Raw genomic sequence first — 16,241 nt, forward strand, 5'->3', positions numbered from 1 at the left:
TATATTAATCAAAATATCTACAAGCATTCACTAACATTTTTATAGATAGTTTTTAGTATTTATTCTTCTATTTTAAATCAGCTCTTACCTCATTATTTTTAACATAGAAAAAATAAGAATAATTATAAACAAACAGTGTTTCTATAGCTTCTTGATGTTTATTTAGGCTATAGTATATTCAAATACAGGTAGTTGTATATACTTTAATTTATTTTTTAAGATTATATTTTTGTTCAATTAATATTTCCAGCAGTCATTGTGAAACTTTACAACCATATCAGTTTCATCATTATAACAAAAATGTTGAATACATATTAAGCATAATTCTTCAGTTATATCAATCCAGTTTGACAACCCTAATCCATAATTATTTTCTGCGAAAACATCTTCATTAATTAATATTTCAGGAATTTTACTTGAAGAGTCTTGACTATGTACTATATTATTTCTAACCTTATACAATTTTTTAACAAATTTTTTAGGAGTCATTGATTCATCAAAGTTACTATTAATTATATCTCTAATTTGTGTAACTAGTTTTTCATTCTTTAAGAGATTTTTTAATTGAGCTTCTTCACTATTAATGTAAATATTTTTCAAACTTAAGTGCAAATTTTCCTCTTTCTTTTCTGTACTTGAATCCAATTTTTTATATTCATCAATTGCTATGATTGCTTGTTCTTTCTTATTTTTATCAAAAAAGAATTCAAGAACTTTATAAAAATTAAGAAATTTCATCTCGTTAGAATGTTTATGAGCTTCATTATAAAAGCACAAAGGTTCAACATAATCAGATTTAGGGAATTTTTTAAATGGGTATTCTTCAAGATTTTGTATGGATTTTTGACCAGAATAAGTTGTTATACCCAAGTTATATATTTGTTTATTATACAATTTCATTATAAATAGTGCTTCTTGAAGAACATCATTAATTAAAGCTTCTTTATTATTTCCGCTAATATTTTTAAAACTCATTGTAATTCTATTCTTCCATGAATTTTCATTCCAACTTATATAGTCTGATGGTAATCTTAAAATCTTATCTGAAATCTGATGGAAAAAAAGTATTCTGTAAATATCGCTTGGTGAAGATATTCTTATCTCAATATCACCTATTGAAAAATGTGTTATTAAATCAAAATAGCACAAATCATCATAGTATTCATTTATAAACTCATGGTTTTCTTCGATTTCAAACTCTGCATATTTTTTTTTAGTTTCGAAAAAACCTATTATTTTTCTATCTTCATGTTTTTGATAAGACTGCCACGAATTTAAAAACTTGTTACAATTAACATATATATCATTGGAGGCAATATATAATAACAATTCTGCTACATTTAAATTTTCATTGATAAATGTAAGAAAATTTTCTTTATTGTTATCAAACAATTCATATATAACATCTTCCCAAATAATATTAATATATAATTGGGAATTTTTATCTTTAAGTCTAAGTTTGTTTTCATCAGTTTGAATTTTATCAACATATATATTTATCATATTATCTTTGAAGAAATCTTCAAAAAGAACAGGTAAATTAGAAGTATCTATCACAATTTAAAACCCCAATCATTAAAAATTTAAGCATAAGCTAATGCTACATTCAAAATCTACGCCAAGGTGGCACAATATCCTACGACCAATTTCATATAACTATTTTTTGCCCAACTTACAGTTATATGCATATTTGGTTATTATAGATTTAATTATCAAGTTAAATTATACCATAATAGTTATCTGAAATATTTTTAAATGAAAAAAACTTCGCATAATACACAATATCAGATAAGAATTCCAAAAAAAGACTCCCTGGGTGAAGGAAGTCTAACTAAATGAGGTGTATTAAATAATTATCTATTCATTATTTTTATCGGTATATTTAAAATTAAAAATTAGCAGAAACTTTTCCCAAAATCAATTTCAAATCTATCTTTTTTTATGCATCTTTTCTTTACAATGAATTTTATGTAGATTAATAGTGATAATATTATTATTTGTATGTGAAAATCAGGCTAGTTTCTATGATTAAATCCTGTGCCAAAAATAATATTATTTTCTAGTATAGGGTTGCAAAAATATAGAGATACTACTATAATGAAAGTAACGAAAGTTTTAAAAAAGTTGGAGACTCTCTGCCGTATAAGTGAGAAACTAAAAAAGTCGGAAACCCTCTGCCGTATAAGTGAGGAACTAAAAAAGAAATTTTGTTTAGGGTAGCTTATAGCTACCCTATTTTACTATTGAGGAGATATTCTAATGTCAAAAATTACTATTTGTTCAGTGAAAGATGACTATATAGATTTTTTAAGAACATATGATTAAGAAAGTTAGTTTAAATAAGGGTGAAAAAAGAAGGTATGTGGGTGCATTAATAGAAGTTAATTCATTAAAATATTTTGCCCCTTTATCATCTCCAAAGGAAAAACATAAAACTTTTCAAAATAAAAAACCAGATATTATAAAATTAGCAGATGGAGAATTAGGTGTAATAAATATTAATAATATGATACCTGTTTGTAATAAAGCTATTATAAATTTTGATATAGATACAGAAATATTTTATAATGATCAAGAAAAGAACAGAAAATATAGGAATGTATTAAAAAAACAATTTAAGTTTATAAGTGATAATTTTAATAAAGTAGAAAAGAAAACTAGAAGGTTATATAAAATCGTTAATTCAAAAAAACAACCTAAGCTAGAAGAATTTTGCTGTAATTATCTACTGTTAGAATCTAAATGTAAGGAATATATTAAAAGTATTGAATCTGATACTGATGTAACTGATTTAAAAGACATTTTAGCAAAAGAAAAATATCTTGATTCTGCTAATTTAACAGAAAGTGCGAAATAAAAACGAAATTTTAAAAATAAATGGTATAAAAATACCATTTATTTTTAATTTATTTTGAATTTTTCAATTCGATTATCTCAGTATTCCCATCTAAGCTTATCGTAAGTTTAACTATCTCATCCTTATCTTCTATTGATTTTCCAATAGAGCATGATTGTGAGTTAGTGCAACCTAATTTATATAACATAAATTTTTTATAGTTGTATAAATATTTAAGATTTGTTTTTCCTCTTCCTCCACCATTGTTTCTTCTAAGAGAATAATTAAGTTGTTTTGCTGAGAATAATTCTGAGAGCTTTCCTTTATATTTTAAAGTAAGTTTCCTTGTAGCTTTTATTTCATACTGTTCTTTACTGTTTATTTTGACTTTTTCCCAATTCACTTTATACTTTGCAATCCAATGATTACTTTCTCCTATATAAATATAAGTATTCATTTTAGGATAAAACATATATATAATTAAGCATTCTAAAATCAAAATAAACAATAGTCTTATTTTTGTCATTTTTATAACCTCTATATCCTCACCCCCCATATCATCAAGTTCAACTTATCTTCAGGTGGAGTTTATGACTCCACCTGAAGGTTAGTTGAACTTATCCAGAAGTTATAGAGTTCTCATCTACAGCTTTAAGAAGATGAAGTTTTAGAACTCTTAACTTTCGGATAAATCAAATCCTATTATCATTTTATTAGTGTACATACTTATATATACAATATAATTTAAGAAAAATAGATGGATATTAGATAAATGCACTATATCAAGGTAAATTTAATTTGAATAAAACTGATAAAAAAGAACTTGAAAAAGAAAAACATAATAGCCATTTCAAAGAACTCAAAGAACAAGTGATTAAGAAGTATAAAAATAAAATATAATTACTCAATTGGTAAGACTCCAAACTCAAAAATGATGCTCATTTAAATGTTAGCTATTTTTTGTTAACATTTTACTATAAAACTTAGATTGTGTAGTTTAAATATTCGTTAAGAAACTTCATTGTTTGACCATAGGGAGTTGATGAAGTTTTAGAATATTTAATAAGACACAATCTTTAGTTTTATTAAAATGTTGACTAAATAGCGGTATTTCAATGAGCATCATTTTGGGCTTAAGAGCATTTATTTTTATTTATCCACAATATTATAAAAATATCCCCACATATTCTCTCCCTTCATAAGCTTTTTATCATCAACCAATCTATCAAGCTCACTCTCTAGCTGTTTTATATTCATATTCACTTCATTTCTCTCAAGTGTTATCAATATATCATCAAGCTCCATTTCTTTTATCGGAAACCTAGTTTTTATAATATCAAATACCTTATTCTTTGATTCTTCTATAAATAAGCTTAACTCATCAAAAGGGTTCTCTGTATGAGGGCTTGTACTTTTAGCCATTCTTATTCTAACAGGTATTGTTCTTCCTATTATAGCTGATGATACAAACGTATCTCCAGACCTTAAGTAAGGAAGTCTCTTTGCTTCGTCTGTACTTATATCTGTTTCTTCCTTTATTGTAGCTATATCAGATGCTCTTACAGTTCTAAATACAAATTTAGTGTTTAATTGAGCAGTAACTGTCTCATCTAAAAGAGTAGGTCTTTGTGTTGCAAGTATTAAAAATACTCCATACTTTCTACCCTCTTGAGCTATTTCCTTTATTATAGATTTAGAAGGAGCTTCATATCCCTTTGGAGCAAAGTTATGTGCTTCATCAGTTACTATTATAAATGGTGGAAAAAATTCACTGTTTTCTACTTCCTTATATTTAGCGTCCTTATAATCTCTTCTTTTATGATATAGTTTATTTAAAAGATATGTAGAAAACACCTGTATAAGCCTCATATCGCCTTGTATAACTATTAGTTTACCTTCTTTAATACTATTTTCTATAGGATCTATATCCTTTGAGAAAATTCCTTCGTTATATAGTCTAGTTAATCTCCATATAACTCCACTTACAGAAGCTGGAGGGCATTTTGTATTGTATTCTAAAAATAGTTTTTGTATATCGGAATATTTTTTCTTTTCATATACTTCTTCACTAGTATTCATCTTATCGTATATTTTTTTCTCTGAACCTAATCTTTGACCTTCTGCTAGATATTCAAGTCTTTTCAAAAATGTCATATATGTATCTCTTTTTCTGTATATATTATCTATTACATTACTCATAGAATCCGTTATATTACCTGATGCTGTTAATAATTTTTTTAATTCATTTTTGTTTAAATCTTCAAATTTAACTCCTACATCTACTCCTATTTGATATATAGTGAATTTATTTTTAAAATCAGTCAAATATTTCTCTTCTAGATCAAGGCACTTATTTGAAAAATCCATTTCGAAATGAGGGTCTAATACTACTGTAGGTATATTAAGCTTCATAATTTCCTCAAGTATAACCCTACTACCAAAGCTTTTACCAGAGCCAGATCCTCCAAATATGCCTATATGGGGATACTGCTGCATCTTCTTTATATCAAATATAAATGGTATACCCTTTTGATTAGTTATCCCTTCTTTGTTCCATATGCAAAGTGTATCCTTAAGATTATCATCCATACTATATTCCATATCTTCTGTTGATTTTATTTCTCCTAGTAATAATCCTTTGTCTTTCTCACATTTTATGAACAGATCTTTCACTTCTTTAAAATGAGGCTTTCTAACATTAGCTCCTGTACATATAGGGTACTCTGCTTCTTCTAAAAGTCTTATTTTCGCTAGATGAATAGTCTCTTCTCCAACTTTATATCCTAACTGACTAAGAGAGTTTAATACACTGGAGTCTATAAGTCCTCCATTTATATTAAGTGGTATATACCTATTGTATGACATAGTTTCAACCACTTCACCTAATTGATTTTTTTGATAATCATCCTCTATTACTATTATTTCATTTATTTTAAACGGTCTTTCTTTTGTTACAACACTTACTTCTTGTTGTGTAGTAATACCTACAACTTGCATATTAACTCCTCCTTACAAGCTTCTTTCTTCTCTTTTAGGTTTTATAAATAAATTAGATAAATCCTTATCTATATATGTATCTATTAAAGCCTTCATCATTTCATCTGTTATTTTTACTTCTTTGTCTACTATATCTAACCATATAGGTATTCCTCTTGAATTCTTAGGGGTTAGTGTATAAACTATGTCGCAAAGTTTACCCATATTTTCCTTTTGAACTGATAAAAAATCCATAGCTATAATACTAGGATCTAACGATGTTCTCAAAAAGCAACAATCTATATCCTCTTTCGTTTTTTTGGATTTTTTAGGTAGTATATTTATATATTCGCCTTCCTTTAATGTCCCAAACAGTACTTCCTTGTCATATACATCTTCCCCTATGTCTATATTTTTTGATTTCAATACTTGTACCATTTCTTTGGTTTTTATTTCTTCTATTATTCCTATTAAAAGTATATTATTTTCTATACATTTTCTTTTAAGTTCTTTCCACTTATCATGCCACTTTATACTATATGTCATTAAAGAACCATCCATCATTATAATATGTGGACTATATTTTTGTATACTCTTAATTGCAACTTCTACTTCTAGATAAGACATTATATTTTCTTCTTTTTCTTTAGCTTTTTCACTACTAATTTTATCTATTAATGGCGAGAATAATTCGTATAATGCTATAGGCTCTTTACTTAAATCCATACTCTTTGCAAGTGCACTTATGGCTACTAAGTAATGAGGGTGTAAATTCCCCTTTTTGTTTTTGCTTCCGTCTACACCAACTATATCTCCTTTATTTCTAATACTTATTAATTCTTTATCACTAAGTTTTTTCATATTTTTTATATCTAATTCTTGTCGTATTTTTTTTGTTCCTATATCTTTAAGAGGCTTATGAATACTTTTTAATTTACAATTAACCTCTTTAAAATTATTAATTAAATCATTGTTTATTTCCAATTCAATCTCACCTCTTTTTGTTAAGTTTATGTTAAATCTAAACTTATTTTGCTACTTTATGTTGACTTTTATTGACAGCCTTGTTATTATTTAAATATATAAATTGTCGAAAAATGTTGTTATTCATAATATAGGAGGTATAATCATGAAATCTACAGGAATAGTAAGAAAAGTTGATGAATTAGGAAGAGTCGTTATTCCAATAGAGTTAAGAAGAACATTAAATATAGCTGAAAAGGATGCTTTAGAAATATATGTTGATGGTGAGAATATAATATTAAAAAAATATGAGCCAGCTTGTATCTTCTGTGGAAATGCAAAAGATATTCAATATTTCTCTGGTAAGAATATCTGTCCTAATTGTATCGAAAATATATCAGAAATTAAGTAAAATTTACTTTATGCTAATATGTTCTTAACCTAAAAAGTCCCCTAGGGGACTTTTTTTATACTATATATCTAATACTTCTTGATAAACTTCATTTTTAGGTAACTTTCTTTCTTTTGCAACATGCTTTGTAGCATCTTTTTTACTCATTCCATCATTTATAAGCTTTGTTACATACTCACGTATACTTAAATCATCGTTACTATTTAAATTTTGTATTTCTCCGTTAAATCCATTTAATATAAGTACAAACTCTCCTTTTATTTCCCTTTCTTTAAATATATCTAAAGCTTCCTCAACGCTAGTTCTTATTATTTCTTCATATTTTTTTGTAATTTCTCTGCATATACATATTTGTCTATTCCCTAATATTTTAAGTATATCAGAAAGTGTGTTTTTTAGTCTATGTGGAGACTCATAAAATATCAAAGTTCTTCTTTCATGCTTTAATTCTTCTAATTCTTGTCGTCTTACCTTTTTATCTCTATTTAAAAATCCTTCAAATGCAAATTTTCTCGTTTTAAGACCACTTCCAACAAGTGCAGTGACAAATGCTGTGGCTCCTGGAAGTACATTTACCTTTATTCCTTCATCTATAGCTTGTCTTATAAGGTCTTCTCCAGGGTCAGATATTCCAGGCATGCCAGCATCAGTAATTATAGCTACATTCTCTCCATTTAATATTTTTTCTATTATAAAGCTTCCCTTATTAGCTTTATTATGTTCATGATAGCTTGTAAGAGGCTTTGATATATTATAATGATTTAAAAGCTTTATACTGTGCCTAGTATCCTCTGCTGCTATTAAATCTACATCTTTTAGTATATTTAATGTTCTTATAGTTATATCTTCTAAATTTCCTATTGGTGTTGCACATACATAAAGATTACCCTTCATTTAATTCTCTCCTATATCTTGTTTTAAATAAATATCTTTTATTTCATCTGTATATTCTCCATCTTCTTTATATACATAAAGTGGATCTAATACTTTAAGCTCTGGTTTTCCAGCCTTTGTAAATGCAACCATCATTAGATTAGGAGCTTTACCTACTTTAGGATGAATAAACTGTATTTCTTTAGGCTCTAATTTATATTTTCTAGATATAGTTATTATATCAGCTATTCTTATAGGCCTATGTATCATAAAAAATTTTCCATTATGCATTAATAATCTAGATGCAGCTTTTATAACATCTTCTAAATCACACTTTATTTCATGTCTTGATATAGCCTTTTTATCATTTATATTTTTTAATCCATCTATCTTCATATAAGGAGGGTTAGAGGTTACCACATGAAATGTATTAACCTCAAGTATACTATCTATATTCTTTAAGTCCTCATTTACTACTCTTACCCTATCCTCTAAATTATTAATATTTATTGATCTATTTGCCATCTCAGCAACTTCTTCTTGAATTTCAATACCGATTACTTCTTTAGCTCTACTTTTACCTGCTATTAGTATAGGTATTATACCTGTTCCTGTTCCTAAATCTACTACTTTAGCATTGTTTTTCACTTTACTAAAATTCGCAAGAAGTACTGCATCTATTCCAAAACAAAATCCTTCTTTATCTTGAATTATTTTAAGCCCCTTTATTTGAAGATCGTCTATTCTTTCACTGTCCTTTAACTTTATATCCATCTCATTCTCCTTTTAATTAAAATCAAGCTAAAAATCCAAAATTAATCTTCTAACATTTTAAGCTCTTTCAAAGTTTGAGGATCTATTTGCTCATTTTTTGTGCAGCATCCGCCACACTTTCTAGATTCTTTTATAATACTTATTTCGTGAAGTTCATATACATTAGTTTCAGACTTTTTCCCTTTATCTATTTCAACTCTTACTTTTTCTGCTAAGGTATTAGTATCTGTTATTTTTCCTTTTCCATCAGGCGTCATAACTAAAGTTCCTACAGATGGCATTTTTTCTAATATCTCACTATATGTATTATGCTCATATTTTAAGCAGCAAAATAATCTTCCGCATATTCCAGATATTTTACTTGGGTTAAGTGATAAATCTTGATCCTTTGCCATTTTTATAGAAACAGGTTGAAAATCTCCAAGCCAAGTTGAACAGCAAAGAGGCTTTCCACAAGGTCCAAGTCCTCCTATTGTCTTTGCTTCATCTCTTACTCCTATTTGTCTAAGTTCTATTCTAGTTTTAAATATTGCAGCTAGTCCTTTAACTAAATCTCTAAAGTCAACTCTACCTTCTGCTGTAAAATAAAATATAAGCTTATTTCTATCAAACGTATATTCCGAATCTATTAAATACATATCAAGTTCATATTCTTTTATTTTTTCAATGCAAATGTCAAAAGCTAATTTAGCTTTATTTTGATTTTCATCATATATATTAGTATCCTCTTCTGTAGCTATTCTTACAATAGGCTTAAGTGGTGCTACTATTTCGTCCTCGCCAACTTCCTTAGGTCCTACTATTATGCTTCCATATTCAAGCCCTCTAGCCGTTTCTACTATAACATTCATATCTTTTTTTACATCAAATTCAAGTGGGTCAAAATAATATATTTTACCTGCTTTTTTAAATCTAATTCCTACAACTTTTATCATTTAATCACCTCGTATATGTTTAAGATCATCGTTCCTATTACCATATTAAAATTACAATTATTCATAAGATTTTTGTTACTTTCATCTATTATATCAATAATATTTGAGATTTGGAAATAAGTAAATTTCTTACTTAAATTATTTAAAAATTCTATTTGATCTAAATTTATTATAAGACTTTCATCTACACCTTGTTTTATCATTAGTATGTCCCTAAAATAAGTTACCAATATATCCATGATTTCATTCAAATTAGACTTATATTTTTCTAATTTTGTATTGATAGTATACATATCTACTAAATCTCTAGATTGTATTATATTTAAATATTCTTGTATTTCATTTCTTTTATCATTAAATTCTTCACTATAGCATAAATCTAATGCCTTAGATAATATTCCCATAGAAAATGAAGCCATTACCTTGGCTCTTTGACTATCTATATTTTTGTTGTCTATAAGATATTTTTGTATTTGTATCTGTGTGAGTGGTGAAAATTTTACTACTTCACATCTTGATTTTATAGTATCTAATATTGAGCTAGAATTTTCAACTATTAATATTATTAAAGCATAATTAGGAGGCTCTTCTAAGGTTTTTAATAAGGCATTCTGAGCTTGTACTGTCATTTTATGAGCATCTTCTAGTATATATATTTTTTTATTTTTATAAGGCTTTATAACTATATCTAATTGCATATCTCTTATCTGACCTATTTTAAATGAAGCTTTATCTGGTCTTAGTATTTTAAAATCAGGACTATTTTCTAAATTGTTAGTTTTGAGTATAATTTTAGACAGTTCCATGCTAAACATCATCTTTCCTATTCCACTTGGACCTTCAAATAAGTATGCATGACTTATTCTATCTTTTTTCATAGAATTTAAAATAAATTGTTTTGTTCTATCATGACCTATTATATTATCAAAATACATTTTAATTCTCCAAAAAATCATTTATTATATTTATTATTTCTTCTTGAACTTGTTTTATAGATCCATTAGCTCTTACTGTTTTAATTCTTTTAGGATATAGATCTTTTAATTTCTTGTACCCATTAAATACGTCCTCATGAAAAGTACCTTTTTCACTTTCTAGTCTATCTAAGTTTCCTCTATTTTCTTTTCTTTTTTTTGCTCTACACATGTCTATATCAAATAACAAAGTAAGATCCGGGATCACATCCTGCATTGCAAATAAATTAAGATCATATATATTTTCAATCCCTAGCCCTCTTCCTATTCCTTGATATATAAGGCTTGAATCTACGAATCTATCACATATTACTATTTTATTTTCTTTTAATGCAGGTTTTATAATCTCCTCTACATGTTGAGCTCTTGATGCTGCATATAATAAAGCCTCTGTTCTTGAATGCATACTTTTATTTTCTTTATCGAGTATTATATTTCTTATTTTTTCACTTATTTGGGTTCCTCCCGGTTCTCTAGTAAGTGCTATATCGTACCCTTTATTTTGTAAATAATCTCTTAATAATTTTATTTGAGTGGACTTTCCTGATCCATCAGGTCCTTCTATACTTATAAATAATCCTTTCAAAATATCACCTCTAGTCTATTATCTTTATGAAATTTAAATCTCTATCCTCAATACCCGTAATATTCATTCCTATATTTTTACAGTTCTGTACATACTCTATTATTTCTTTAGTTATTATTTCTCCAGGAGATAATAAGCTTATGCCTGGAGGGTACGGAATTATATATTCTGCACATATCTTTCCTACTGCATCTTTTATAGGTATACTTTTTTTATTTGAATAAAAAGCTTCTCTAGGATTAAGTGCTTTTTGTGGAATATAATTTGGATAATCTATTTCTATTAAATCTTTGTTTCCTATTTCATTATCTATATCTCCTAATGCTTGTTTTAGTTTTTCAAAATCATTCTTGTCATTTCCTATACTACATATTAGTAATATCCCATATGGATTAGATAATTCCACTTGTATATTATACTTCTCTCTTAATACATCTTCTATTTCATATCCTGATTTATTTAGATTTTTAGTTATAATATACATCTTAGTTATATCATTGTCTTTATAATCGTATAGATATATATTTTTAAAATTTTTTATATAATTGTTAGTCTTATCTATGTTATCCATTAATTCTTCCATCAATTCTTTACCATAATCTTTATATATTTTTACTGCCATTTCAATAGATGCAATTAACATATAAGATGGAGATGATGATTGAACTATTCTAAGAAATGATTTTAATCTATTTATATCAACTCTACTTGATTTCACATGAAGCATTGATGCTTGAGTAAAACAGGTAAGAGTTTTATGAGTGCTTTGAATAGATATATCTGCTCCTTGCTCTATAGCACTAACTCCCAATCTATCACTAAGCCCTATATGAGATCCATGTGCTTCATCTACTATAAGTATTTTATTTTTTTTATGTAGGTATTCAGATATTGACTTAATATCTGAATTTATTCCATAGTATGTAGGAGATGTTATAAGTACAGCTTTTATATCTTCATCTTCTTCAACCAATCTTTTTATATCATCTAATTTTACTCCAAGAGATATACCAGACTTCATATCTATATCAGGGTTTACATATATAGGCTCTATATCGCCTAGTATACATGTATTTATGACGGATTGATGGCAATCCCTATTCACTATTATCTTATCCTTTATTGAGCACACAGCCATTATAGCAGCCTGTATACCACAAGTTGTTCCATTAACTAAAAAAAATGTATGATCTGATTTAAATAATTTTGAAGCTATATCTTGAGATTCTTTTATTACTTCCTCTGGAGAATGTAAATTATCAGTTCCAGGTATTTCTGTTGTATCTATATTGACTATATTATTTTTAAAATCACTATAACCTAATCTATCGAATATCTTTCCATTCTTATGTCCAGGCACATGAAAAGATATCATATCACTATTTTTTATATCATTTAGTTTATCTATTATAGGAGTATTCACAATCTATCACCTTTGTATTTTAATTTTTTAGTAATTTAAGCTTTTCCTTAATCCTAACTTTAATTTCTTCTATTAAGTGAAACTTATCTTCAGATTGAGTTTGTAACTCCATCTAAAGGTTAGTTGAACTTATCCAGAAGTTACAGAGTTCTCATCTCCAACCTGAAGAGTATGCAGTGTTAGAACTCTTAGCTTTCGGATAAATATAATTTCGATTTACTTCAATTTTTCTATCTAAACCCCCACTAAAAATGATGCTCATTGTAATGTTAGCTACTTTTGGTTAATATTTTTCTATAAAACTTAGATTGAGGCGTTTAAATATCCGCTAAGAAACTTTTTTGTTTGACCGTAGGGAGTTTAAAAGTTTTAGGATATTTAATAAGACTCAAACTTTAGTTTTATTAAAATATTGACTAAGTAGTGGTATTTCAATGAGTTTCATTTTGGGGATAAATAGAAATTTTAAATTTATATAAGTATTCAATTTCATAGTTCATTATAACAAAAAAGCTATACTTAAAGTATAGCTTTTAATATATATCTAAGATAAATTATTCTTCCAAAGACTCTTTACTTTGCTCTTATAGTATTCCATTTTTAATTCGCTTCCTTCATCATTTATCATCTCTTGTTCACAATTTCTACATATATAGCTTCCTAATATATCTATCCCTTTCTCTGATTCTTTATTACATATGTAACACTTTTTATTTGTTTGCACATAATCATCCCCTTTCTTTAATTATATTATTTACATCATTATTAAATTGCATACAAAAAAATAGAAGGATAAATCCTTCTATTTTTTTCATTTATGCACGATTTCTATCTTCTCTATTGTTAAACAATAAAGTTATAGCATATATACCAGCTATCCCAACTAATGCATATATAGTTCTACTTAAAAACGAAGTAGATCCACCGAATAATGTAGCTACTAAATCAAAATTTAATAAACCTATTAATCCCCAATTTAAAGATCCTATTATAACTAAAACTAAGGCTAGCCTTTTCATATTTAGCCACTCCTTTTCATCGTATTTAGTTATAGTATCTGTATGTTTTAATAAAATATTACATCACATTATTGTTGCTTAAGGTAAAAACATGTAATTTTTTATATTATTTCCCGAGAAATATTTTATCCTACTATTACGTCTGCCATTATGCACCCTGATATATTTTTATTTTTATCTTTTAGAGGTATCGATATCGCTACACAATAATGCCCAGTATCTACTGATATGTATGGCTTTGATTTAAACTGCTCTCCATTAATTGCTTTTTTAAAGTAATCTCTATGCTTGAAATTTTGTACAAAATCTTCTTCATCTATATTTGATACAGTACTATATCCTTCTTTATTTAAAATACATATAACTTCAAAATAAGAATTAGACTTTACTGTATTCTTTAGATTATTTCTAAGATTAGTATTATTATTTTTTGATAAAATATCTTTTTCATTCGATATTTTTTTTAATATATCAAATGACTTTTTTATTCTATTATTCATATCTTCATCTAATTTGAAGCTATCTAGATATTTCTTCATATACTTATATGTATCACTAGACATATTCTCAAGTTGTACAACAGATGATGCTATTGATTGTATCGCAGATGAATGTTGTATACTATCTTTATTTATTTCAGATGATACTTTATTTGTTTCATCTACTATGAAGGTAAATTCTTTTATTATTTGATTTACTTCTTGTGTTAACTCTAATTGTTTGTTAGAGCTTTCATGTATATTTCTAACATCCGTTATAACTTTTTCTGATTTTATATATATATTTTCTAAAGAATGTATAGATTCATCTGCTATACTTATATCTTTGTTTATAATATCCATTTCACTTTGCATTTTATCAGACATATACATTATTTTATCCGTTACTAAATTTATTATTTGAGATATTTTAGCTACAGACTCTGAAGATTGTACTGCAAGCTTTCTTATTTCGTCAGCTACAACAGCAAAACCTTTCCCTGCTTCTCCAGCTCTAGCTGCCTCTATTGCCGCATTAAGAGCCAGCAAGTTTGTTTGTTTAGATATATTCTCAACCTCATCCGTTATATTATATATATCTTTTACTTCTTCAGTTAATGTTATTATTTCATGTGCCATATTATTTCCTGCATTTTTACTTTGTTTTAATAAATTTATCACCTTAACAAAGACTTCTTTATTATGTTTTATAGTTTCATTCATATTTTCAACTTCATTTATAGCTCTTTCAGAGTTATCCTTAGATATACTTCCATGCTTAAATAACATTTTAGATGTATCTTCGAGCTTATTTATTTCATTTACTTGATACTGCATTGTTTTAGATAAATCATCTATTGTAGAGAGAGTTTCATCAAATGCAACTGAGTTATTGTATACGTTGTTTGATATTATATTTGTATTTTCATTAAGCTTTTGTGATAGAGAATATGTATTGGCTATTATAGTTCTTACATCTTGTAAAAATTCATTTAAATTTTTCCCAAATATTCCTAATTCATTTGTAAAAACTTGACTTAAATTTCTTTCTTTTAATAAATTTGATTTTTCTATATTTTCTTGTGATATGTTTTTTTTATTATTCATAGTGTTAATAACATTCATAGTTATCAATACTAGTAATACGCATGTCCCAAAATATAAGCCTTGCAGTTGCTTCATAAAAAATATAATTAAAGTAGCAATTACCGAACTCAACACTATACCTATATATTTCATATTCTATTACCTTCCTTATATATTATATATTCATCTTCATATTTACCATTTCGTATAGCTGCATATTTTCGTCTTCCTTCTATTTTAAATCCACATGATTCATATAAGTTTATTACTTTTTCATTGTCTACAAAAACCCCAAGTTCAATTCTTTTTAGCATTAACCAATTATCAGCTAAATCTAATATTTCTTCCATAAGTTTTTTATCTATCCCTTTAGATTAATACTCTCTATGTACAATAATTACTATACTAGCACTATGCCTAAGTCTTTTACCCTTCATCCGCTTTATTTCATTTATATACGGTGCATCCTCTATTTTGACTACCCTTATACTTACTTCACTCATGTGACTCCCCCCTCTTCTTTTATAGCGAATAGGATTTATATTCCTCTTTAAATTGTGAATACAACAAAGAAAAATAATCTAAAATTCTATATTATTATATTTACCTAATATTATATTTATTAACATTTATTAAATATTCTGTATAGCGATAAAAAAACCTTTATTATGCTAATATTTTTACAAAAAAAAGACTGTCATTTGACAGTCTTTTTACGTGGCTACGTCCTACTCTCCCAGGGGGCTGCCCCCCAAGTACCATCGGCGCTAAAGAGCTTAACTTCTGTGTTCGGAATGGGAACAGGTGTATCCTCTTTGCTATAATAACCACATATTTGGAGCGGGTGAAGGGAGTCGAACCCTCGCAGCCGGCTTGGAAGGCCGGAACTCTACCACTGAGCTACA

General features: G+C 27.0%; 17 protein-coding genes and 1 rRNA gene. 2 read left to right on the forward strand and 16 right to left on the reverse strand.

Annotation, left to right across the window (positions count from 1 at the left end; genetic code table 11):
- Positions 1 to 237: 237 nt before the first annotated feature.
- On the reverse strand, positions 238 to 1,557 hold the full coding sequence (locus N4A48_RS07590) for a hypothetical protein (protein WP_293665270.1): 1,320 nt from the start codon (positions 1,555 to 1,557) through the stop codon (positions 238 to 240).
- A 760-nt stretch (positions 1,558 to 2,317) separates the two neighbouring features.
- Between N4A48_RS07590 and N4A48_RS07595 the strand changes: the two genes are divergently transcribed.
- Positions 2,318 to 2,857 (forward strand): type III toxin-antitoxin system ToxN/AbiQ family toxin, encoded by a 540-nt coding sequence (locus tag N4A48_RS07595; RefSeq protein ID WP_293665271.1) that lies wholly within the window; start codon positions 2,318 to 2,320, stop codon positions 2,855 to 2,857.
- Positions 2,858 to 2,906: 49 nt separating this feature from the next.
- On the opposite strand, the gene N4A48_RS07600 is transcribed toward N4A48_RS07595, so the two are convergent.
- The 3 genes from N4A48_RS07600 to N4A48_RS07610 form a co-directional block, all read right to left on the reverse strand.
- Positions 2,907 to 3,392, reverse strand: a complete 486-nt coding sequence (locus N4A48_RS07600; protein ID WP_293665272.1) for a hypothetical protein — start codon at positions 3,390 to 3,392, stop codon at positions 2,907 to 2,909.
- 593 nt (positions 3,393 to 3,985) lie between these two features.
- Positions 3,986 to 5,833, reverse strand: coding sequence for an ATP-binding protein (locus N4A48_RS07605; protein WP_293665273.1), 1,848 nt, complete (start codon positions 5,831 to 5,833; stop codon positions 3,986 to 3,988).
- Between the two features lie 12 nt (positions 5,834 to 5,845).
- A complete protein-coding gene (locus N4A48_RS07610) occupies positions 5,846 to 6,796 on the reverse strand; it encodes a DNA double-strand break repair nuclease NurA (RefSeq protein ID WP_293665274.1) in 951 nt (316 codons plus the stop codon).
- Between the two features lie 145 nt (positions 6,797 to 6,941).
- Between N4A48_RS07610 and N4A48_RS07615 the strand changes: the two genes are divergently transcribed.
- Positions 6,942 to 7,187: an AbrB/MazE/SpoVT family DNA-binding domain-containing protein gene (locus N4A48_RS07615; protein WP_443081748.1), complete on the forward strand. Its 246-nt coding sequence runs from the start codon at positions 6,942 to 6,944 to the stop codon at positions 7,185 to 7,187.
- 60 nt (positions 7,188 to 7,247) lie between these two features.
- Here the strand turns inward: N4A48_RS07615 and rsmI are convergent, their stop codons facing one another.
- From rsmI to rrf, 12 genes are all read right to left on the reverse strand, one after another.
- Positions 7,248 to 8,081, reverse strand: coding sequence for a 16S rRNA (cytidine(1402)-2'-O)-methyltransferase (gene rsmI, locus N4A48_RS07620; protein WP_293665275.1), 834 nt, complete (start codon positions 8,079 to 8,081; stop codon positions 7,248 to 7,250).
- On the reverse strand, positions 8,082 to 8,834 hold the full coding sequence (locus N4A48_RS07625; RefSeq protein ID WP_293665276.1) for a tRNA1(Val) (adenine(37)-N6)-methyltransferase: 753 nt from the start codon (positions 8,832 to 8,834) through the stop codon (positions 8,082 to 8,084). It abuts the gene before it with no gap.
- 41 nt (positions 8,835 to 8,875) lie between these two features.
- Entirely contained in the window at positions 8,876 to 9,769 is an 894-nt protein-coding gene (locus N4A48_RS07630; protein WP_293665277.1) for a PSP1 domain-containing protein, read from the reverse strand.
- Positions 9,766 to 10,704: a DNA polymerase III subunit gene (locus N4A48_RS07635; protein ID WP_293665278.1), complete on the reverse strand. Its 939-nt coding sequence runs from the start codon at positions 10,702 to 10,704 to the stop codon at positions 9,766 to 9,768. Before N4A48_RS07635 ends, N4A48_RS07630 begins: the two co-directional genes overlap by 4 nt.
- Position 10,705: 1 nt before the next feature.
- Positions 10,706 to 11,329, reverse strand: coding sequence for a dTMP kinase (gene tmk, locus N4A48_RS07640; RefSeq protein WP_330665071.1), 624 nt, complete (start codon positions 11,327 to 11,329; stop codon positions 10,706 to 10,708).
- Positions 11,330 to 11,339: 10 nt separating this feature from the next.
- The gene (locus N4A48_RS07645) at positions 11,340 to 12,752 is read right to left on the reverse strand and encodes an aminotransferase class I/II-fold pyridoxal phosphate-dependent enzyme (RefSeq protein WP_293665280.1); all 1,413 of its coding nucleotides are present in this window, start codon (positions 12,750 to 12,752) and stop codon (positions 11,340 to 11,342) included.
- Between the two features lie 544 nt (positions 12,753 to 13,296).
- Positions 13,297 to 13,476 (reverse strand): sigma factor G inhibitor Gin, encoded by a 180-nt coding sequence (locus tag N4A48_RS07650; protein WP_293665281.1) that lies wholly within the window; start codon positions 13,474 to 13,476, stop codon positions 13,297 to 13,299.
- A gap of 91 nt (positions 13,477 to 13,567) precedes the next feature.
- Complete coding sequence (locus N4A48_RS07655) at positions 13,568 to 13,771, reverse strand: DUF378 domain-containing protein (RefSeq protein ID WP_293665282.1); 204 nt, start codon at positions 13,769 to 13,771, stop codon at positions 13,568 to 13,570.
- A gap of 125 nt (positions 13,772 to 13,896) precedes the next feature.
- On the reverse strand, positions 13,897 to 15,489 hold the full coding sequence (locus N4A48_RS07660) for a methyl-accepting chemotaxis protein (RefSeq protein ID WP_293665283.1): 1,593 nt from the start codon (positions 15,487 to 15,489) through the stop codon (positions 13,897 to 13,899).
- Positions 15,486 to 15,701, reverse strand: coding sequence for a GNAT family N-acetyltransferase (locus N4A48_RS07665; RefSeq protein WP_293665289.1), 216 nt, complete (start codon positions 15,699 to 15,701; stop codon positions 15,486 to 15,488). The genes N4A48_RS07660 and N4A48_RS07665 overlap by 4 nt, the downstream gene beginning before the upstream one ends.
- A gap of 9 nt (positions 15,702 to 15,710) precedes the next feature.
- A complete protein-coding gene (locus N4A48_RS07670; protein WP_293665284.1) occupies positions 15,711 to 15,839 on the reverse strand; it encodes a hypothetical protein in 129 nt (42 codons plus the stop codon).
- Positions 15,840 to 16,051: 212 nt separating this feature from the next.
- Positions 16,052 to 16,168 (reverse strand): 5S ribosomal RNA (gene rrf / locus N4A48_RS07675).
- Positions 16,169 to 16,241: the final 73 nt, after the last annotated feature.

The sequence above is a fragment of the Tepidibacter sp. genome, assembly GCF_025210165.1.
GTDB lineage: Bacteria > Bacillota > Clostridia > Peptostreptococcales > Peptostreptococcaceae > Tepidibacter_A.

What these genes read in the sequence shown, in the direction of transcription:
- N4A48_RS07595 (WP_293665271.1), top strand. Translation starts at nt 2,318, where the DNA reads ATGATTAAGAAAGTTAGTTTAAATAAGGGTGAAAAAAGAAGGTATGTG.
- N4A48_RS07600 (WP_293665272.1), bottom strand. Translation starts at nt 3,392, where the DNA reads ATGGGGGGTGAGGATATAGAGGTTATAAAAATGACAAAAATAAGACTA.
- N4A48_RS07605 (WP_293665273.1), bottom strand. Translation starts at nt 5,833, where the DNA reads ATGCAAGTTGTAGGTATTACTACACAACAAGAAGTAAGTGTTGTAACA.
- N4A48_RS07615 (WP_443081748.1), top strand. Translation starts at nt 6,942, where the DNA reads ATGAAATCTACAGGAATAGTAAGAAAAGTTGATGAATTAGGAAGAGTC.
- rsmI (WP_293665275.1), bottom strand. Translation starts at nt 8,081, where the DNA reads ATGAAGGGTAATCTTTATGTATGTGCAACACCAATAGGAAATTTAGAA.
- N4A48_RS07625 (WP_293665276.1), bottom strand. Translation starts at nt 8,834, where the DNA reads ATGGATATAAAGTTAAAGGACAGTGAAAGAATAGACGATCTTCAAATA.
- N4A48_RS07630 (WP_293665277.1), bottom strand. Translation starts at nt 9,769, where the DNA reads ATGATAAAAGTTGTAGGAATTAGATTTAAAAAAGCAGGTAAAATATAT.
- N4A48_RS07635 (WP_293665278.1), bottom strand. Translation starts at nt 10,704, where the DNA reads ATGTATTTTGATAATATAATAGGTCATGATAGAACAAAACAATTTATT.
- N4A48_RS07655 (WP_293665282.1), bottom strand. Translation starts at nt 13,771, where the DNA reads ATGAAAAGGCTAGCCTTAGTTTTAGTTATAATAGGATCTTTAAATTGG.
- N4A48_RS07660 (WP_293665283.1), bottom strand. Translation starts at nt 15,489, where the DNA reads ATGAAATATATAGGTATAGTGTTGAGTTCGGTAATTGCTACTTTAATT.
- N4A48_RS07670 (WP_293665284.1), bottom strand. Translation starts at nt 15,839, where the DNA reads ATGAGTGAAGTAAGTATAAGGGTAGTCAAAATAGAGGATGCACCGTAT.